General features: G+C 71.1%; 22 protein-coding genes. 13 read left to right on the top strand and 9 right to left on the bottom strand.

Features of this window, described 5'->3' with window-relative positions; genetic code table 11:
* Positions 1-5: 5 nt before the first annotated feature.
* From JNL41_RS06575 to JNL41_RS06555, 5 genes are all read right to left on the bottom strand, one after another.
* Positions 6-911 carry a DMT family transporter gene (locus JNL41_RS06575; protein WP_365697908.1) on the bottom strand — a complete coding sequence of 302 codons (906 nt, stop codon included), beginning with the start codon at positions 909-911 and terminating at the stop codon, positions 6-8.
* 136 nt (positions 912-1,047) lie between these two features.
* Positions 1,048-2,625, bottom strand: coding sequence for a 2-isopropylmalate synthase (locus JNL41_RS06570; protein ID WP_293473479.1), 1,578 nt, complete (start codon positions 2,623-2,625; stop codon positions 1,048-1,050).
* Between the two features lie 295 nt (positions 2,626-2,920).
* Positions 2,921-3,214, bottom strand: coding sequence for a type II toxin-antitoxin system RelE/ParE family toxin (locus JNL41_RS06565; protein ID WP_293473478.1), 294 nt, complete (start codon positions 3,212-3,214; stop codon positions 2,921-2,923).
* Positions 3,211-3,474: a hypothetical protein gene (locus JNL41_RS06560; RefSeq protein WP_293473477.1), complete on the bottom strand. Its 264-nt coding sequence runs from the start codon at positions 3,472-3,474 to the stop codon at positions 3,211-3,213. Before JNL41_RS06560 ends, JNL41_RS06565 begins: the two co-directional genes overlap by 4 nt.
* Positions 3,475-3,483: 9 nt before the next feature.
* Entirely contained in the window at positions 3,484-4,200 is a 717-nt protein-coding gene (locus JNL41_RS06555) for a TVP38/TMEM64 family protein (RefSeq protein WP_293473476.1), read from the bottom strand.
* A gap of 164 nt (positions 4,201-4,364) precedes the next feature.
* On the opposite strand from JNL41_RS06555, the gene JNL41_RS06550 reads away from it, so the two are divergent.
* On the top strand, positions 4,365-5,567 hold the full coding sequence (locus tag JNL41_RS06550) for a pyridoxal phosphate-dependent aminotransferase (RefSeq protein WP_293473475.1): 1,203 nt from the start codon (positions 4,365-4,367) through the stop codon (positions 5,565-5,567).
* Between the two features lie 4 nt (positions 5,568-5,571).
* Here the strand turns inward: JNL41_RS06550 and JNL41_RS06545 are convergent, their stop codons facing one another.
* On the bottom strand, positions 5,572-6,969 hold the full coding sequence (locus JNL41_RS06545) for a M20/M25/M40 family metallo-hydrolase (RefSeq protein ID WP_293473474.1): 1,398 nt from the start codon (positions 6,967-6,969) through the stop codon (positions 5,572-5,574).
* An 81-nt stretch (positions 6,970-7,050) separates the two neighbouring features.
* On the bottom strand, positions 7,051-7,287 hold the full coding sequence (locus JNL41_RS06540; RefSeq protein WP_293473473.1) for a DUF2171 domain-containing protein: 237 nt from the start codon (positions 7,285-7,287) through the stop codon (positions 7,051-7,053).
* Positions 7,288-7,345: 58 nt separating this feature from the next.
* On the opposite strand from JNL41_RS06540, the gene JNL41_RS06535 reads away from it, so the two are divergent.
* Positions 7,346-7,519: a DUF4169 family protein gene (locus JNL41_RS06535; protein ID WP_293473472.1), complete on the top strand. Its 174-nt coding sequence runs from the start codon at positions 7,346-7,348 to the stop codon at positions 7,517-7,519.
* 58 nt (positions 7,520-7,577) lie between these two features.
* Here JNL41_RS06535 and JNL41_RS06530 read toward each other — a convergent pair whose 3' ends face one another.
* Positions 7,578-8,345, bottom strand: coding sequence for a Coq4 family protein (locus JNL41_RS06530; RefSeq protein WP_293473471.1), 768 nt, complete (start codon positions 8,343-8,345; stop codon positions 7,578-7,580).
* A gap of 112 nt (positions 8,346-8,457) precedes the next feature.
* On the opposite strand from JNL41_RS06530, the gene JNL41_RS06525 reads away from it, so the two are divergent.
* The 9 genes from JNL41_RS06525 to JNL41_RS06485 all read left to right on the top strand — a co-directional run bounded on the left by JNL41_RS06525 (position 8,458) and on the right by JNL41_RS06485 (position 15,487).
* Positions 8,458-8,676, top strand: a complete 219-nt coding sequence (locus JNL41_RS06525) for a ribbon-helix-helix domain-containing protein (protein ID WP_293473470.1) — start codon at positions 8,458-8,460, stop codon at positions 8,674-8,676.
* Between the two features lie 57 nt (positions 8,677-8,733).
* The gene (locus JNL41_RS06520) at positions 8,734-9,102 is read left to right on the top strand and encodes a hypothetical protein (protein ID WP_293473469.1); all 369 of its coding nucleotides are present in this window, start codon (positions 8,734-8,736) and stop codon (positions 9,100-9,102) included.
* Positions 9,066-9,866 (top strand): hypothetical protein, encoded by an 801-nt coding sequence (locus tag JNL41_RS06515; RefSeq protein ID WP_293473468.1) that lies wholly within the window; start codon positions 9,066-9,068, stop codon positions 9,864-9,866. Before JNL41_RS06520 ends, JNL41_RS06515 begins: the two co-directional genes overlap by 37 nt.
* Before the next feature lie 8 nt (positions 9,867-9,874).
* Positions 9,875-10,117, top strand: coding sequence for a hypothetical protein (locus JNL41_RS06510; protein WP_293473467.1), 243 nt, complete (start codon positions 9,875-9,877; stop codon positions 10,115-10,117).
* 72 nt (positions 10,118-10,189) lie between these two features.
* Positions 10,190-12,526, top strand: a complete 2,337-nt coding sequence (locus JNL41_RS06505) for a UvrD-helicase domain-containing protein (protein WP_293473466.1) — start codon at positions 10,190-10,192, stop codon at positions 12,524-12,526.
* Positions 12,523-12,867 (top strand): GIY-YIG nuclease family protein, encoded by a 345-nt coding sequence (locus JNL41_RS06500; protein ID WP_293473465.1) that lies wholly within the window; start codon positions 12,523-12,525, stop codon positions 12,865-12,867. Before JNL41_RS06505 ends, JNL41_RS06500 begins: the two co-directional genes overlap by 4 nt.
* Before the next feature lie 211 nt (positions 12,868-13,078).
* On the top strand, positions 13,079-14,047 hold the full coding sequence (gene corA / locus JNL41_RS06495; protein WP_293473464.1) for a magnesium/cobalt transporter CorA: 969 nt from the start codon (positions 13,079-13,081) through the stop codon (positions 14,045-14,047).
* A gap of 46 nt (positions 14,048-14,093) precedes the next feature.
* The gene (locus JNL41_RS06490) at positions 14,094-14,576 is read left to right on the top strand and encodes a hypothetical protein (protein WP_293473463.1); all 483 of its coding nucleotides are present in this window, start codon (positions 14,094-14,096) and stop codon (positions 14,574-14,576) included.
* Between the two features lie 44 nt (positions 14,577-14,620).
* Positions 14,621-15,487 carry a 50S ribosomal protein L11 methyltransferase gene (locus JNL41_RS06485; RefSeq protein WP_293473462.1) on the top strand — a complete coding sequence of 289 codons (867 nt, stop codon included), beginning with the start codon at positions 14,621-14,623 and terminating at the stop codon, positions 15,485-15,487.
* Between the two features lie 12 nt (positions 15,488-15,499).
* Here the strand turns inward: JNL41_RS06485 and JNL41_RS06480 are convergent, their stop codons facing one another.
* Positions 15,500-15,844: a GIY-YIG nuclease family protein gene (locus JNL41_RS06480; protein WP_293473461.1), complete on the bottom strand. Its 345-nt coding sequence runs from the start codon at positions 15,842-15,844 to the stop codon at positions 15,500-15,502.
* Positions 15,845-15,951: 107 nt separating this feature from the next.
* Between JNL41_RS06480 and JNL41_RS06475 the strand changes: the two genes are divergently transcribed.
* Both JNL41_RS06475 and JNL41_RS06470 read left to right on the top strand, forming a co-directional pair.
* Positions 15,952-17,766 carry an aminopeptidase P family protein gene (locus tag JNL41_RS06475; RefSeq protein WP_293473460.1) on the top strand — a complete coding sequence of 605 codons (1,815 nt, stop codon included), beginning with the start codon at positions 15,952-15,954 and terminating at the stop codon, positions 17,764-17,766.
* A complete protein-coding gene (locus JNL41_RS06470; protein ID WP_293473459.1) occupies positions 17,766-18,605 on the top strand; it encodes a methyltransferase domain-containing protein in 840 nt (279 codons plus the stop codon). The genes JNL41_RS06475 and JNL41_RS06470 overlap by 1 nt, the downstream gene beginning before the upstream one ends.
* Positions 18,606-18,612 lie beyond the last annotated feature (7 nt).

Below are 18,612 nucleotides of genomic sequence, written 5' to 3'. Positions count from 1 at the left end.
CCGCGTCAGGCCAGCGCGGTCAAGACCACGCCGACGCTGGTGAGCGCCCCGCCCAGCCACTGCCGCGCCGAGAGCCGCTCGCGGAAGAGCCGGCGGCCGACCGCCGCGGCGATCGGCGTCTCGATCACCCCCACGGCGCGCACGAGCCCCGCCGGCGCGAGCGCCAGCGCGCCGAACCAGCAGGCCGACGCCGCCGAACCGAACAGCCCCGCGCCCAGCGACGCCTTCCACGACGCGCCGACCGCCCCCCAGGTCCTGGGCCGCAGGACCGCGAGCGCGCCGCCCAGCCCCACCGACTGCAGGGTCTGCGCCACCACCACGCCGGCCAGCGCCGCGTAGATCGGGTGCGCCGGCTCGAGCGCCAGGCCCGCCTGCCGATAGCCGTTCAGCGCGACGGCGAAGGCGGCCCCCGAGGCCAGGCCCAGGGTCGCGCCGGCCAGGCTGCCGCGCAGGTCGGCGCGCTTGGGCCAAGAGAGGATGACGAGACCGCTCGTGGCGACCGCCACGCCAACCCAGGCGGCGGGATGCAGCCGGTCGCCCAACGCCACCCAGCCCAGGAGCGCGCCCAGCGGCAGCGACGACTGCTGCATCACGGTCGCCACCGCGAAGCCCGCCCGGTGCATGGCCAGCAGCAGGCAGCCGGTCGCCGCGATCTGCGCCGCCGCGCCGGCCGAGACGCCGAGCCAGAAGCGCAGCGAGGGGTCGGGGCGCGCATCGGGCGTCAGCGCCGCCACGATCGCGAACATGGCGATCGAGAACGGCAGGCCGAACAGGAAGCGCACCAGCGTCGCGCCCCACGGCCCGGCGTCGCCCACCAGCCCGCGCTGCAACGCGTTGCGCGCCACCTGCAGCGGCGCCGCGGCCGCTGTGAGGAAGATCCAGAGCATTGCGCCCCACTCTCTGATCGTCATGGCCGGGCGCCCGGCCATCCAGACACGCTGGCGGCGCAGGAACGCCCTGGGCGGCGGGCGCCGCCCTCCCACTCTACGACCGGTGTTTCCGGATGGCCGGGACAAGCCCGGCCACGACGTTCCTAGGGTCGGTGCGTCAGAACCCGCTCGCCACCTTGCCCGGCGCGCTCTTCTCCTTGCGGGCGAAGAGGTTGTTCAGCGCGTTGACGTAGGCCTTGGCCGACGCCGTCAGCGTGTCGGTGTCGGCCGCGGAACCCGTGGCGATCCGGCCGTCCTCCTCGAGACGCACCGAGACCTGCGCCTGGGCGTCGGTGCCCTCGGTGACCGCATGCACCTGGAAGAGACGCAGGATGGCGTCGTGCGGCACCACCGCGTGGATGGCGTTGAACACCGCGTCCACCGGGCCGTCCCCCTGGGCGTTGGCGCTCTTCTCCTCGCCTTCGATGGTCACCGTCAGGAAGGCTTCCTGCGGCCCCTCGGTGCCGGCGATGACGCGCAGGTGCTTGACCTGGACCTTGTCGGCGCTGCTCGCCAGGGCGTCGTCGACCAGCGCGATGATGTCGTCGTCGAAGACGTGCTTCTTCTTGTCGGCCAGGTCCTTGAAGCGCTGGAAGGCCTCGTTCAGCGCGTTCTGGCCCAGCTCGTAGCCCAGGTCCTTCAGCTTCTCGCGGAAGGCGTGGCGGCCCGAGTGCTTGCCCATCACCAGGTTCGAGCCGCCCTGCCCGACGTCCTCGGGCTGCATGATCTCGTAGGTGCCGCGGTCCTTCAGCATCCCGTCCTGGTGGATGCCGCTCTCGTGGGCGAAGGCGTTCTTGCCGACGATGGCCTTGTTGAACTGCACCGGGAAGCCGGTGATCGCCGAGACATAGCGGCTGGCGCGGGTGATGTGCTGGGTCTCGATGCCGGTCATGAAGCGCAGGTGGTCGCCACGGACCTTCAGCGCCATTACGATCTCTTCCAGCGCCGCGTTGCCGGCCCGCTCGCCGATGCCGTTGATCGCGCACTCGACCTGCCGCGCGCCGCCCTGGACGCCGGCGATGGAGTTGGCCACCGCCAGGCCCAGGTCGTTGTGGCAGTGGGTGGAGAAGATCACCCGGTCGGCGCCGTCCACGTTCTCGATGATGTCGCGGAACATGTCGGCGTATTCCGACGGATAGCTGTAGCCGACCGTGTCGGGCAGGTTGATCGTCTGGGCGCCGGCCTTGATGGCGGCGTCGACGCAGCGGCGCAGGAAGTCCTGCTCGGTCCGCGTCGCGTCCTGGGCCGACCACTCCACGTCGCCGCACAGGTTGCGCGCGTGGGTCACCGACTTGGTGATCATCTCCAGGATGTCTTCCTGGCTGGCGTGCAGGATGTGGTCGCGGTGGCTCGGGCTGGTGGACAGGAAGGTGTGGATGCGGCCGCGCCTGGCCTTCTTCACCGCCTCGGCGCAGCGCTCGATGTCGGCCATGCCGGCGCGCGCCAGGCCGCAGACGACGCTCTCGGTCACGATCTCGGAGATGGCGCGGACGGCCTCGAAGTCGCCGTTCGAGGCGATCGGGAAGCCGGCCTCGATCACGTCGACGCGCATGTCTTCCAGGATCTTGGCCAGTTCGAGCTTCTCGTCGTGGCTCATCGAGGCGCCGGGCGACTGCTCGCCGTCGCGCATGGTGGTGTCGAAGATGATGACGCGGTCGCGCTCGGCGGCGGCGGTCGGGGAAACGGGGTCGGTCATGGTCTTACTCGCGGTGTTCTGTGCTGGGCGAAGGTGCGGAATGACCCCTGGTCGCCCGGCCGCGAGGAAGCGCGTGCCTAGAGAGGCGCCCAGGGGCGGCTAAGCCCCAGCGAGAGAAGAAGCAGGCTGTCGAGCCGCGTGCGCATGGCGCCGTCTCTACCGAAAGGGGCGCTTCGCCGCAAGCTTGATGCGCTGGGAGCCGCCTCGGACCGCGAGCCGGGCAAGAACCTTGCGCGACCGCGGGTCAGCGCGCGCACGCCTTCGCGGCGCGCCGGCGGGCTGGGGACCCCGTTCATCACGCGGCGCCTCCGTCCGGAGGCCAGGCGCGCGCGCCATGCACGACGGCGGTGATCTCCACACCGTCGTCCAGCACCCGACACATCACGACGTAGGGGGTCGCCGCGACGACCAGCTCCCTCCAGCCGGGCTTGCGTCCGCCCCTTCCCATGGCGGGATGGCGGGCCAGATTCTCGACAGCGCTCTCGATGCGACGCGTCTGGCGGAATGCAGCGGCGACATCGTCCTGGGCGATGTAACGCAGGATGTCCTCGAGATCGTCGCGGGCTCGCGGAGCCCAGGTGACCCTCACCCGGCCGCGGCCTTCTTCGCGAGCAACTCCGCGCGCAGCTCGTCCATCCTCGCGACCACACCCTCGTGCGGGACCCCTTCGCCGCGTTCGAGTTCATCGATCGCGTTCTGGACCTTGCGGCGCACCCAGGCGTCGTAGTCGATCTGCTGCTGGACGAGCCGCGAGACGATGTCGCCGACCGAGACGTCTTCGCGCGCCGCAGCCTCCCGCAGATGTTCCGCCTCGGCGTCCGACAACGCGATGGTGAGGTGCTTCGTCATGCGCCGAATCTAGTCCTGGCCCCCGTCCTTGTCAGCCCGCCGCGCCAGCCAGCGGCGGGCGTACCAGCCGAGCGCCAGCCACAGGACCGCGACCGCCGCCAGTTCGACCCAGTGGCGGCCGATCTCGCCGCGCATGAGCTGCACGATCGAGGCCCCGGCGAAGGCGGTGAGCGCGATCTTGGGCACGATGCCGATGCCGGTTCCGGCCACGAAGTCGCGCGCCTGCATCGGGGTGACGCCGGCCGCCATGTTGACCACGATGAAGGGCGCGGACGGCACCAGGCGCACGATCAGGCTGGCCAGGAAGCCGTTCCGGCCGACGAGCGTCATGAACCGCCGGACGCCCTCGCCCTGGAACCGCTCCAGCACCCGCGCGCCGGCGCCGCGGCCCAGGTAGAAGCCCACCAGCGCCGAGACCATCGTGCCGACCCAGCTATAGGCCGCCCCGGCCCACGGCCCGAACGCCACCACCGCCGCGGCGATCAGCACGATCTGCGGCGTGCCGATGAAGGCCAGGACCGCGAACGCCGCCACCGCCACCGGCAGCGACCAGGGCCCCCGCGCGGCCGCCAGCCAGCCTTCCAGCGTGCGCTCCGAATCGATCCCCAGCGCCTGCGCCCCGAAGACGAACACCACGCCCACCCCGCCGAACAGCACGAACGACACCGCCAGCGTCCGCCACGCCTGGGCGTCCATGTTCGACAGGAAGGCGAGGAGCCGGCGCATGGCGCGCCGAGGGGTCGCGTGTTCGGCCGCGGCGGTCAAGCGCGAGGCGCCCCCGACGCCGTCAGCGCGGCCCAAGGCCACCTTCGCGGAACCGGCGGTTTGAATGCGGCGCAGCAAAGGGGTATGTCCGCGCCCGTCCAACCTCAGTCGGGAGCCCGCAAGTCATGTCCCTGGAATCCGCCGCGCTTGCCCGCGTGAAGCCGTCCGCGACCCTCGCGGCCGACGCGAAGGCCCGCGAGCTGAAAGCCCAGGGCAAGGACGTCATCGGCCTGGCCGCCGGCGAGCCCGACTTCGACACGCCCGACAACATCAAGGACGCCGCCATCAAGGCGATCCGCGACGGCAAGACCAAGTACACCAACGTCGACGGCATCCCGGAGCTGAAGGAGGCTGTCTGCGCCAAGTTCAGCCGTGAGAACGGCCTCAGCTACAAGCCCAGCCAGGTGAACGTCTCGCCGGGCGGCAAGCCGGTGATCTGGAACGCGCTGCTCGCCACGCTGAACCCCGGCGACGAGGTGATCGTGCCCACGCCCTACTGGGTGAGCTACTGGGACATCGTGCTGCTGGCCGGCGGCGCGCCCGTGGCGTTGGCGACGAGCGCCGAGACGAACTTCAAGGTCCGGCCGGCCGACCTCGAACGCGCGATCACGCCGAAGACCAGGTGGATCATCCTGAACTCGCCGTCGAACCCGTCGGGCGCGGCCTACACGCGCGCCGAGCTGAAGGCGCTGGCCGACGTGCTGCTGAAGCATCCGCAGGTCTGGATCCTCACCGACGACATGTACGAGCACCTGGTGTTCGGCGACTTCGAGTTCTCGACCATCGCCCAGGTGGAGCCGGGGCTCTACGACCGCACGCTCACGATGAACGGCGTCTCGAAGGCCTACGCGATGACCGGCTGGCGCATCGGCTACGCCGCCGGGCCGGAGCCGCTGATCAACGCCATGCGCAAGGTGATGAGCCAGACCACGTCGAACCCGGCGTCGATCTCGCAGTACGCCGCGGTCGAGGCGCTGAACGGCACGCAGGCGTTCATCAAGCCGAACGCCAGGCTGTTCGAGCAGCGGCGCGATCTCGTGGTCGCGATGCTGAACCAGGCCCGCGGCATCCGGTGCCCGACGCCCGAGGGCGCCTTCTACGTCTATCCGTCGTGCCAGGAGCTGATCGGCAGGACGGCGCCCAGCGGCAAGGTGATCGCGTCGGACGCCGACTTCGCGGCCGAACTGCTGGAGACCGAGGGCGTGGCCGTGGTGCATGGCGCCGCGTTCGGCCTCTCGCCGCACTTCCGCATCAGCTACGCGACCGCCAACAGCGTGCTCGAGGACGCCTGCCAGCGCATCCAGCGCTTCTGCGCCAACGTGAAATAGCGCCTCAGGGCTTTCCGCCCGGCGTCCACTCGGGCCGGAAGTCGCTGTTCAGCAGCCATTTCACCGGCTCGGCCAGCGACTGGATCACCTCGGCCATGAAGGTCAGGTCGACGTGGTCGAGATCGTCCGTGGGCTGGTGGTAGGTCGGCGGCACGGGCCAGGCGCTGATGGTCTGGGCGACCACGCCCTTCTTCGCGAGCTCGTAATTGTCGGACCTCTGGAAGAAGTTCTCCTCCGGATAGCGGTCGGGCCCGATCGAGGCGCCGTGGTCCCGGAGCGCGGGGCCCAGGTTCGTGCGCTCCCAGCCGGTCAGCATCAGCCGCGTCCGGTCGGCCGGATCGGGCACGCCGATCATCTCGAACTCGAGGTTCGCGACCAGGTCGGCGAGCGGCGTGGGCGGATGGGCGAGGAACACCTTCGCGCCGTGGCCGCCCGCCTCCTCGCAGCCGAAGAGCGCGAAGTGGACGGTGCGCTTCGGCGCCTTGCGCGCGCCGAGCAGGCGGGCGAACTCCAGCACCGCCGCCGTGCCCGAGGCGTCGTCGTTGGCGCCGGGATAGACGACGCCGTTCCGGACCCCGACGTGGTCGTAGTGGGCGCTGAGCAGGACCGCCTGGCGGTCGGCGTCGGGGGCGGTCCCGGGGATCACGCCCAGGACGTTGTAGCTGGTCTCGAGCACCGGCTGGCCGCGGGGCGCCGCGAACCGGGCGGGCCGGCCCTCCAGACCCCTGAGCTGCGCGAGGGTCTCCGGCCGCGCGAAGATCACGACCTGGCGGGGCGACGGCGGCTGCCCGACGCCGACGCTCTCGGCGCCGACGATCTCGACGCCGCCGGGCGCGCGGGCCGCCAGTTGGTCCCAGGCGCGCAGGATCCGGTCGGGCGCCGGCACGACCACCGCCGCGGCGCCGGCCCGCACGAAGGCGGCGACCGCCTTCGGATCGTAGGGGGCGTCATAGACGGCGATCTTGCCGGCGGCGGCTTCCGGCGCGGCGAGACCGACGAGCGCCAACGGGCCCGCCGCCGCCTCGCCCGGGTCCAGCGCGACGATCTCGCGGCCCTGGGTCAGGGTCAGGCCGCCGACCGCGAGGCTCGGCGGCGCCGCGTAGGTGGGGGTGCGGAACCGGACGGCCTGGAGGAATCCCCCGCCGGGCGCGGCGCCCTTCGCGCGGTAGGCCTTCAGCCGGTCGGCGAGATATCGCGCGGCGGCGTTCTCCTCGGTCGTCCCGCAGGCGCGGCCCTTCATGTCGGGCGCGACCAGCCGCTGCATCGTGGCCTTCACGCAGTCGGCGCAGACCTTGCCCGCCGCCACCTTGCCCGGCCCGGCCGTGCCCGCCCGCGCCGGCGCGGAGACCGCGGGCGTCGCGGCGACCGAGAGCGCCGCCGCCATCGAAACCAGGACCTTCAAACCGGCGCACCCCCAACCCTCTTGCGGCCGGGGGCTCCGGACGCGGGTCAGGCTCTCATGGCAGACCCGCGGGCCGCTCCGCTAGTGCTTCTCGCGCCAGCCGGCCTTGGCCGCGTCCTTCGTCCGGTTGAGGCAGACCTTGTCGTCTTCGATGTGGTCGACCCATGTGATCGGGATCATGTGGTGCTTGAAGCCCGAGCCCATGTCGAACTTGGCCAGTTCGATGTCGGCGCCGTGGACGTGGTCGACCTTGCCGACATGCCCGCCGTCGGAACCGACGACTTCCATGTGCTCGCGGATCTCCGAAGCCTGGATCATGCTCATCTCCTCGTCATAGGGTGGGGCGAGGTAACGGGGGGCGCAGGCGAAGGTTTCCATGGCCGAGCCGATCAACTTCAACCGGGCGCGCAAGGCCAAGGCGAAGGCGGCCGGCAAGGCGCAGGCCGCGGAGAACCGCGTCGCGTTCGGCCGGACGAAGCTCGAGAAGACGGCCTCGAAGCTCGAGGCGGAACGCGCCCGCCGCGAGCTCGAAGGCAAGAAGCGCGAGTGACCTCCCCCATCGCGGCAGCGATGGCGGGAGGGGACCGCCCGCCGCTTCGCGGGGGAGGTTACGCTTGCGGCAGGACGCCGTTGCGAACCTCGGCCGGGATCGAGTCGTAAATCGTGGCCGGCGTGATGCCCAGGCGCAGCCTCGCGGCGTCCAGCGGCTCGGCCATCAGGCGCTCGTAGTCCTGGCCCAGCAGCCACGTCGCGGCCTTGCCGCGCTTGTAGCCCTGCCAGATCGCCTTGATCGCCGGATAGCCCGTGCCGCGCGAGCGCGACGCCGCGCCGAACGCGATCAGCGCCCAGCCCAGGCCCTTGGTCTGGGCGTAGGAGAAGGCCACGAGGCAGGCCTCCCCCAGGGCGTCGCGATGATAACCCGACAGGATGTGCCAGATGTCGTGGACGTCGCGGGTGCGGCGGCCGAACCAGGCGTAGGGGTGCTGCTCGTCGATGCCCTCCCCGCCTTCGCGGGAGACGTCGGCGAGGCCCTCGGCCGACAGGTCCTCCGAGCGGATGAAGTGCCGGTAGGCGGCGCCGACGCTGCCCTCGAGCAGGCTGTCGAGCCAGGCGTCGTCCATCAGCTTCGCCGCGAACTCCTCGCGTCGGTAGGCCAGGCGGCCGCCCTCCGGGGTCTCCAGCAGCTTCTGGTAGCCCCTGGCCGTCGACTGGCCGTTGAGCGCGCGCATGATCTCGAACACCTGCCGGGTGTCTTCCTTGTCGGCGAGCAGCTTCTGCAGCGAGCGCCAGGCATGGCCCCACTGCATCTTCGTGGAGTTCCAGCGCGGCCCGTCGGCGGGGCGGAAATCGGTCTGGGCGTCGGCGACGAGGGTCATCGGGGAGGATGCTCTCAGGTTGATGTGAACACTGTTCGGATAAAATGACGACCCCGTCATCTTTTTGCAAGGGGCTATTTTCGTCTAGCTACAATGCGTAAACGGACGGTCCATGGCCGGCCTGAAGAAACGCTCCGTCCTGCTCTCGGGCCACGCGACCTCGATCGCGCTGGAGCCGGAGTTCTGGGCGGTGCTGGACAGCATGGCCGCGGAGCGCGGCTCCAGCTTCGCCGCCCTCATCGTCTCCATCGACCGCGGCCGCGGCGACCGCCCCCTGGCCAGCGCCTGCCGCGTGGCGGCGCTGAAGCACGCCCAGGCCCCCATCCTCTAGCCTCGTCGTCCCGCGGCTTGACGGAACGCGGTTCGCCCTACATCTTGGAGTAGGGAAATGGGGGATCCACACGCTTTGAGAGCAATTGGCGCCCTTCTCGTCACGCTGGTCTGCAGCGGCTGCGCTGTCCAGATCATCGACCGACGGGAGGTGCGGCTGGTGACTCCCGCGCAACTCGACGCATCGGCCCACGATGCCGTCCGGCTGCAACGGACCCTGACCCTGGGCGCGTGGGCCGAAGGCGGCGCGCCGGTGCAGAGCGTAGGCGTGGGCGTCCGCCGCACTCGGCGCCTCGATGTTCCCGCGGATTGCCGGCTGGTGATCGTCGCCCCGACCGAGGCTTCGCTCCAGCAGGTGCTGCAGCTCGATATCGTGAAGGAGGGAAAAGCATGCGCCATCTCGGACTCGCCGCAGTCGCCGCGCTAGGACTGGCCGGCTGCCAGGCCCACAACGACGTCCTCGTCTTCGGGACCGGCACCGTGATCGGCGCGGACGCGTCGGCGGCGCCCTCGCAGGGCGGCGCTCCGGCCGTGTCGATCGGCTACAAGCGCTGGGAGGGCGTCTGGATGCCGCTGAAGGCGGCGCCGCGGGTGAATCCGGAGGCGGGCCAGGGCGACGGCGAGCCGGCGGGGGACGGACAGCTCTTCCAGTCCGAGGTTCCGCAGGGATCGAGCACCCGGAAGGACGCCTATTCGGTGTTCGCGAGCCTGGGCGCGAAGTTCAACAGCGGGGCGACCGGCACGGAGGTGAAGGCGGGCGCGGGCATCGCGCAGTTCTTCGCGACAGGCGCCGCCGCGGTCAGCGTCACGCAGAACGAGGCCCTGGTCACCGTCCTCAAGGTGGACAGCGATGCGGCGACCAAAGCTCAGGCGACGGCCGTCGCTGCGGCGGCGGGCGACCTCGACACCGCCCTCGGAAAGCTCTCGGCCGAGAACAAGGCCGCCATTGAGACGTCCGCGCTCGCCATGCTCGACTCCGAGCGATTGGTCCTCGCCAAGGCGACCACCTGCGCCGCGGCGACCGACGCGGCGTGGACCGCCGCCATCGGCACGGCGAAGGCCGCGCCGGCATCCCCCATCGGACCGGCCGTGGAGGCGAAGCTCCAGGGCCTGAAGACCCTCGGCGATCGACAGGACTACCTCGCCGACAACATCGACGTGGCAAAGGCGCTCGCCGCGACCTGCCCCTAGGAGGACCCATGGCCAAAGTCATCAAGATCGCCGCATGCGCGACCGCAGCGGACGTTGTCGCGGCCAGGAAGTACTGGACGGCGAAGGGCTACGCCGAGGCCGCAGCGCCGCAGCCCCAGTTCGAAGACCTCGTGCTGGAGAAATGGAGCGGCTGGGCCGTCGGCGCAGACGGCGCGGCCGCCGGCGGGCAGCACGCCGTCGAGCGCCGGCTTCTGGAAAAGGCCTTCGTCATCGTCTTCACGAAGGTCTGACGTCGGTCCCACTCAGGCCTTAAATCCGGGCTCGCGCGTGCTACATTCGTTCTACTCCGGTAGGAACGAAGAGTGTCTGATTCACTACAGCCCGCCCCCCGTATCAGCGACTTGGCCCGCGCCGATGCGCGGCCGGCGAACTATCTTGATGGGTTGAACCCCGAGCAGCGCGACGCGGTCGAGGCGATCGAGGGGCCCGTGCTCGTCCTGGCGGGCGCCGGCACGGGCAAGACCAAGGTGCTGACCACGCGGCTGGCGCACATCCTGACCATCGGCCGGGCGCGGCCGTGGGAGCTTCTGGTCGTCACCTTCACCAACAAGGCCGCGCGCGAGATGCGCGAGCGGATCACCGCCATCATCGGCCCGTCGGCCGAGGGCCTGCGGTGGCTGGGCACGTTCCACTCGGTGGCCGCCCAGATCCTGCGCCGCCACGCCGAGCTGGTGGGGCTGAAGTCGAACTACACCATCCTCGACACCGACGATCAGGAGCGCCTGCTCAGGCAGGTGCTGGAGGCCGAGAACGTCGATTCCAAGCGCTGGCCGGCGAAGATGCTGGCGGGCCTGATCGACCACTGGAAGAACCGCGGCTGGCGTCCGGACCAGTTGCCGCCCGCGGAGAGCCAGCAGTTCGCCAACGGTCGTGGGCAGGCGCTGTACCGGCTCTACCAGGAGCGCCTGCGCATCCTGAACGCCTGCGACTTCGGCGACCTCCTGCTGCACAATCTGACGATCTTCGTCAGCCAGCCCGACGTGCTGGCCGAGTACCACGACCGCTTCAAGTACCTCCTGGTCGACGAGTACCAGGACACCAACGTCGCCCAGTACCTGTGGCTGCGGCTGCTGGCGCAGAAGAGCCAGAACCTCTGCTGCGTGGGCGACGACGACCAGTCGATCTACGGCTGGCGCGGCGCCGAGGTGGACAACATCCTGCGCTTCGAGCGCGACTTCCCGGGCGCCAAGGTGGTGCGGCTGGAGCGCAACTACCGCTCGACCAGCCACATCCTGGCCGCCGCCTCGGGCCTGATCGCCACCAACAAGAGCCGCCTGGGCAAGACGCTGTGGACCGAGGCCGAGGGCGGCGAGAAGGTCGTGGTGCGCGGCGTCTGGGACGGCGAAGGCGAGAGCCGCCTGATCGCCGACGAGATCGAGCGGGCCAGGCGCGGCACGTCGAAGGGCGATCCGCGCCGCTATGCCGACATGGCCATCCTGGTGCGCGCCGCCCACCAGATGCGGGCCTTCGAAGAGCGGTTCGTGATGCTCCAGATCCCCTACGTGGTGATCGGCGGCCCGCGCTTCTTCGAGCGCGCCGAGATCCGCGACGCCATCGCCTACCTGCGCCTGATCCAGTCGCCCGACGACGACCTCGCCTTCGAGCGGATCGTGAACCAGCCCAAGCGCGGCATCGGCGACACCACCGTCCAGAAGCTCCTCCAGATCGCCCGGTTGAACGGGGTCACCGCGACCGTGGCGGCGCGCCAGCTCGTGCTGACCGACGAACTGCCGGCCCGCACGCGCACGGCGCTCTCCAACTTCCTGCGCGACCTCGACCGCTGGCGCGGCCAGGCCGGCCAGGTCCACCACGCCCGGATCATGGAGGCGGTGCTGGAGGAGAGCGGCTACACCGACATGCTCAAGCTGGATAAGTCCCCGCAGGCGCAGGGCCGGCTCGAGAACCTCAAGGAACTGGTCCAGTCGATGAGCGGCTACGAGACGCTCGAAGCCTACCTCGAGCACGTCTCGCTGGTGATGGAGCTGGAGCGGGGGCCGAGCGCCGACAGCGTGCAGATCATGACGCTGCACCAGGCCAAGGGGCTGGAATGGCCGCTGGTCTTTCTGCCCGGCTGGGAGGAAGGCGTCTTTCCCTCGCAGCGTTCGATGGACGAGAAGGGCGAGAAGGGGCTCGAGGAGGAGCGCCGGCTGGCCTACGTGGGCATCACCCGCGCCCGCGAGGAGGCGCGGATCAGCTTCGCCGCCAACCGTCAGGTCTACGGCCGCTGGACGTCGCAGCTTCCCAGCCGCTTCGTCGACGAGCTGCCGAACGCCAACGTCGAGGCGTCGTCCGAGACCGGCTACTACGGCGGCGGTCCGGGCATGCAGCAGCACGGCAGCCGCTGGGACGCCGACCCCAACTTCGGCGGCGGCTATGAGTCTCCCGGTTGGCGCCGCGCCCAGGCCAACCAGTACCGCGGCAGCCATCCGGGCCGGCAGCAGACGATCGAGGGCGACGGCCGCCTCGTCGCCACCTCCGACAGCTCGGCCGGCAGCGACTTCAGGCGCGGCGACCGCGTCTTCCACATGAAGTTCGGCTACGGCGACGTCCGCGGCGTCGAGGGCAACAAGCTGACCGTCGCCTTCGACAAGGCCGGCGAGAAGAAGGTCATCGACAGCTTCGTCGAAAAGCAGGGGTGAAGCCCACCGGGCCAAACGCGGTGTACATCATGGCGAGCCGCCAGCATGGCACGCTGTACATTGGCGTCACATCGGACCTGCTTCAGCGCGTCCACCAGCACCGGGAAGGCCTGCTTGGAGGCTTCACCAAGCGCTATTCTGTGAAGCGCCTCGTTTGGTGGGCGCCGCACGACACCATCCAGGCCGCCATCCAACGCGAGAAGTCGCTGAAGAAGTATCCACGCGAGTGGAAGGTGTATCTGATCGAAGCCGAGAACCCGAAGTGGGACGATCTGTTTCCCGGGTTCTTCCGTGCCGAGGGGCCGCTATCCCACCTGCAACCGCCAACCCTGCCCAGATAAGGACGTCATGGCCGGGCCTGTCCCGGCCATCCAGACGCGCCGACCTCCGGATCGGAAGGCGCCGGCAGCCGAGCCTCTTGCGTCGCCATCGGCGTCTCTGGATGGCCGGGACAGGCCCGGCCATGACGTTCCTTGTTTTGGATTCTCGATCGGTTGCCATCCCGCCCGCCTTGGCGTCTCATCCCCGCGAGTTCAGGGGGAGCGTTCGGGCGTGGCGATCGCGGCGGCCAGGGTCTACGCCGAGGGGCACCGGCTCCGGCACCTGCGGCTGCACGAGCCGGAGGACCGGATCGTGCAGGCGAACCAGTTCGCCTGGATCGGGCTGGTCGACCCGTCCGGGGACGAGCTCGCGATCCTGCAGGAGCGGTTCAACCTCCATCCGCTGATCATCGAGGACGTGCTCTGCGAGCACCCGCTTCCGAAGGTCAGCGTCTACGGCGACCAGGTCTTCGTCGCCGCCCGGACGGCGCGCCTGGACGGCGAGGAGATCATCTACGGCGAGACCTGCATCTTCCTCTGCCGCAACACCGTCATCACCATCCGCAAGGGTTCGGAGAAGGGCTACACCGAGGTGCGCCGGCATCTGGAAGGCGCGCCGGCGCTGCTGAACCACGGCATCGCCTACGTCCTCTATTCGGTGCTGGACTTCATCGTCGACAGCTACCAGCCCATCGTCGAGGCCATCGAGGAGGACGTGCTCCAGATGGAGCGCCGGGCGCTGGACGCCTTCCTCAGCCGCGAGGACGTGACCCACATCTTCAACCTGCGCCAGTCGCTCGTGCGGTTCCGCCGCGTGCTCGGGCCGATGGAGGAGGTCTGCGCCCGGCTGGAGCACCTGCACCTGCCGTTCATGGACCCGATGGTGCGGCCCTACTTCCGCGACGTGGGCGACCATGTACGCCGGGTGGCCAACGCCACCGAGCAGTTGCGCGACGTGCTGTCGTCGGTGTTCGAGGTCGCCAACCTGTTCGAGAGCCAGCGCCAGGGCGTCATCACGCGCCAGCTCGCCGCCTGGGCCGGGATCCTGGCCGTCCCGACGGCCGTGGCCGGCATCTACGGCATGAACTTCGAGTACCTGCCCGAACTCCACTGGAAGTACGGCTACTTCGCCGTGCTGGGCTTCGTGGCGATCACCTGCCTGGCGCTGTTCCTGACGTTCAAGCGCGCCAAGTGGCTCTGAGCCGGCCGCGCTGAAACCAATCGCCGCGTGGCGCGCTTTGCCGATCATGGAGAGGCTGTTCACGCATACCGACCTGAAGCGCATCGGCGCGGGCCTCGCGGTCGCCGCCGCCGCCGGTCTCCTGATGGGCGCGGCGTTCAGGCCCGATCTCGACGCGCACGATGCGGCCGGACCGCAGATGCTGATGGGCGACGCGGGGCCGCGGAAGGTGGTCGCCGTCGCCGACCCGGGCCTCGCCGCCTACGCCGGCCACGTTCCGGACTACGTGATCGGCTCCGACTGGACCCGCCCCCACGAGGAGCCCGCCGTCGAAGAGGCGGCCGCCGTCGATGAGCATGCGGGCGACGTCATGGCCTACGAGAACGAGGCGCCCCCGGAGGTGACCCGCGCGACCTACGTCGACGAGCCGCGGCCCGCGCCGCGCTATCCGTCGATGAGCGGCAACGCCGAGTACGAGGCCAACGTCCCGGCCCCGCCGCCGCCGCCGCCGCCGGCCGACGTCGATGGCGAACCGGCGATGGGCGGCTGATCCCCCTCGCCTTTCGCGGTCGCAGCCGCTAGAGCCTCGCGCCCATGAGCGACGAGGCCGTCCAGATCATCGCCCGCGGCCCCCGCGCCGACGCCGAAGCCGCCGCGGCGGCCCTCGAAGCCGACCCGGCCACCGAGGCGCTGACCTTCTCCATCCTGGAGGAGGACGAGGACCGCGACGTCTGGCGCATCGACGCCTTCCCCACCGACGCCGACGAGCAGGCGGCCATCGGCGCGGCGCTGAAGGGCTGGCCCAGCCTGCGCGTCGTCATCGAGAAGCTGGCCGACGCCGACTGGCTGGCCATGGCGCTTTCCGGCCTGCCGCCGGTGCGCGCGGGCCGCTTCTTCGTCTACGGCGCGCACGACCGCGGCCTGGCGCCGGCCAGCACCGTCAATCTGCGGATCGAAGCGGGCGCCGCCTTCGGCACCGGCCACCACGGCACCACGGTCGGCTGCCTGCAGGCGTTCCACGACCTCCTGAAGGCCCGGCGGTTCGAGCGCGTCCTCGACGTGGGCTGCGGCACCGGCGTCCTGGCGATCGCGGCGGCGCGCACCGGCTCGCGCATCGCGCTCGGCACCGACATCGACGCGCCATCCGTCCGCATCGCCAACGAGAACGCGGCGCTGAACCGGTCCGGCGCCCGCTTCGTCCACGCCTCGGGCCTGAACCACAGCCTGGTCCGCGACGACGGCCCCTACGACCTCGCCTTCGCCAACATCCTGGCGCCGCCGCTGGTGGCGCTGTCGCAAGACATCGGGCTGGCGCTGAAGCCGGGCGGCATCGCGATCCTGTCGGGCCTGCTGCGGACGCAGGAGCGCCGCGTGCTGGCCGCCTACACGTCGAAGGGTTTCCGGCTCGTGCGCCGCCTGCACCGCGACGCCTGGGCCACGCTGGTGCTGCGCCGCGCCTGAGCGCCGCCGGCTCTAGCCTACCGCCTTCTGCGCCCCCAGCGCCGCGATCCAGTGGCGCTCTCGGGTCCTGGTGAGGTCGGCGAGGCCGAGCGGCGTCATCTCCCCGGGCTCGATGCGTTCCAGCACCTCGTAGGCGAAGGCGCCCTCGCCGTGCGCGGTCCACGCCGCCTGCATGGCGCGGTTCATGTGCGCGCCCTGCTTCAGGGAGAACCAGATCGAGTTCCGCTGCGGGTCGATGTTGCGCGAGCCGCCCACCCACACCTGCCCGCTGGGCGCGCAGCGCACCGCGTAGACGCCGGCGGCGGTCTTCCTCTCCTTGAAGTCGCGCACGCGTTCGCGGCGGGATTGCCTGTCCATGGCGCGGCCCTCTACAGCGGCCACGGCGCGCTGTCAATTTTACCCGGATCAAATAAGCCCGCAGCCGCCCTTTGCCCTGGCGCGCGGGACGGCTTACATCGCTCGCCATGCGTCAGACCTTCGATGAAAGCACCGATCCCTCCTTCGGTCCCCGCCACGTCCCGCTGATCCGCGAGGCGATGGCGCGGCAGGGCCTCGACGGCTTCCTTGTGCCGCACGAGGACGAGCACCAGAACGAGTACCTGCCCGCCGCCAACGACCGGCTGGCCTGGGCGACCGGCTTCACCGGCTCGGCCGGCGCGGCGGTCATCCTGCAGGACAAGGCCGCCGTCTTCGTGGACGGCCGCTACACCCTGCAGGTCCGCGACCAGGTCGACGCCGGCGTCTTCGAGATCCGCGACCTGGTGGAGGGCGGCGTGCCGGCCTACCTGGAGAGCGCGACGGGCGCCGGCCAGAAGATCGGCTACGACCCGCGCCTGCACAGCCCCGACGCCCTGACCCGCCTGAAGGAGGCCGCCGCCAAGGCCGGCGCCGAGCTGGTGGGCGTGAACGACAACCCGCTGGACCGCGCCTGGGGCCGCTCGCGCCCGCCGCAGCCGCAGGCGCCCGTCGTGCCGCACCCGGCCGGGTTCTCCGGCGAGGACTCCGGCGCCAAGCGCGCGCGCATCGGCCAGGCGCTGGCCGACAGGGGCGCGGACGCGGCGGTGCTGACGGCCCCCTCCTCCATTGCCTGGCTGTTCAACGTCCGCGGCGGCGACGTCATCCGCTCGCCGCTCCCCATCGGCCAGGCGATCCTGGCCAAGGACGGCACGGCGCGGCTCTTCCTCGACCCGGCCAAGGTCACGCCCGACCTGCCCGCCTGGCTGGGCAACCAGGTGCGGCTCGAGACCCCGGACGAGATGCCGGCGGCGCTCGCCGAGCTCAGGGGCCGCAGCGTCCTGATCGACCCGGCGCAGTCGTCGGCCTGGTACTTCGACACCCTGGCCAGGGCGGGCGCGAGCGTGATCCGCGCGGACGATCCCTGCGCGCTTCCCCGCGCCTGCAAGAACGCCGTCGAGATCGAGGGCGCGCGCCAGGCCCACGTCCGCGACGGCGCGGCGCTGACCCGCTTCCTCCACTGGGTGGCCACCGAAGGCCAGGCCGACCCGCCCGACGAGATCGAGGCGGTCAGCCGCCTGGAAGCCTTCCGCGAGGCCACCGGCGCGCTGAAGGACCTGTCGTTCGACACCATCGCCGGCGCCGCCTCCAACGGCGCCATCGTCCACTACCGGCCGACGCAACGGCTCAACCGGCGCACCGAGAAGGGCTCGCTGCTGCTGATCGACTCGGGCGCGCAGTATCTCGACGGCACCACCGACGTGACCCGTACCGTGGCCATCGGCGAGCCCTCGGACGAGATGCGCGAGCGCTTCACGCTGGTGCTGAAGGGCCACCTGGCGCTGGCGGCGATCCGCTTCCCGGCGGGCACGACCGGCTCGGCCCTCGACGTTCTCGCCCGCGCCGCGCTCTGGATGCACGGGCTCGACTACGACCACGGCACGGGCCACGGCGTCGGCAGCTACCTGGGAGTCCACGAGGGCCCGCAGCGCATCGCCAAGGCGCCGAACAACGTGGCGCTCCGCGCCGGTATGATTCTCTCGAACGAACCCGGCTACTACAAGGAGGGCGGCTATGGCATCCGCATCGAGAACCTGCAGGTCGTGACCGAAGCGACCCCCATCCCCGGCGGCGAACGTCCGATGCACGGCTTCGAGACCCTGACGCTGGCCCCCATCGACCGCCGCCTGATCGTGGCCGCGATGCTCACCCCCGACGAGCGCGCCCAGCTCGACGGCTACCACGCGCGGGTCCGCGAGACGGTCGGGCCCCTGGTCGAGCCGCAGGTGCGCGCCTGGCTCGCCGACGTCACGGCGGCCCTGTGATGAGCGAACCCAACGCGGCGCAGGCCGAATACTGGAACAGCGGCGCCGGCCCCACCTGGGCCGCGCTGCAACGCCCGCTGGACCGCCAGCTCGCACCGCTGGGCCGCGCGGCCATGGCGGCGCTGGACCCGCGGCCCGGCGAGGACATCCTCGACGTCGGCTGCGGCGCCGGCGAGACGGTGTTCGAGCTGGCGCGCCGGGTCACCCCCGGCGGCGAGGTCACCGGCGTCGACATCTCCGCGACGCTCCTGGATGCCGCGCGCCGCCGCCGCGAGGGCGCGCCCGGCGTCCACTTCGTCCAGGCCGACGCCCAGACCCACGGCTTCGCGCCGGGCAGCTTCGACGGGGTCTTCTCGCGCTTCGGCGTGATGTTCTTCGCCGACCCGACCGCGGCCTTCACCAACCTGCGCCACGCGCTGAAGTCCGGCGGGCGCCTGGCCTTCGTCTGCTGGCGCACGCCGGCGGAGAACCCGATCATGACGCTGCCGATGCAGGCGGCCCTGGCCCACCTGCCGCCGCCGGACGCGCCGGCCGATCCGACCGCGCCGGGCCCCTTCGCCTTCGCGGACGCCGGGCGGCTGCGCGGCATCCTGGAGGCCGCCGGCTTCACCGACATCGCGATCGCGCCGCACGCCGAGAAGATCGGCGGCGGCGACCTCGACGCCAGCCTGGACCTCGCCCTCAAGGTCGGCCCGCTGGGCGCGATGCTGCGCCAGCACCCCGACAAGGCCGACGCCGTCATCGGCGCCGTCCGCGAGGCGCTCGCGCCGCACGTCGGTCCCGACGGGCTGAAGCTCGACTCCGCCACCTGGATCGTCACCGCCCGCGCGCCGGGCTGAAGGAGAG

This window comes from Phenylobacterium sp. (assembly GCF_016793285.1).
Classification (GTDB): domain Bacteria; phylum Pseudomonadota; class Alphaproteobacteria; order Caulobacterales; family Caulobacteraceae; genus Phenylobacterium.
Note: the sequence above shows the minus strand (reverse complement) of the source record. Positions and strands in the feature narration are given on the sequence as shown.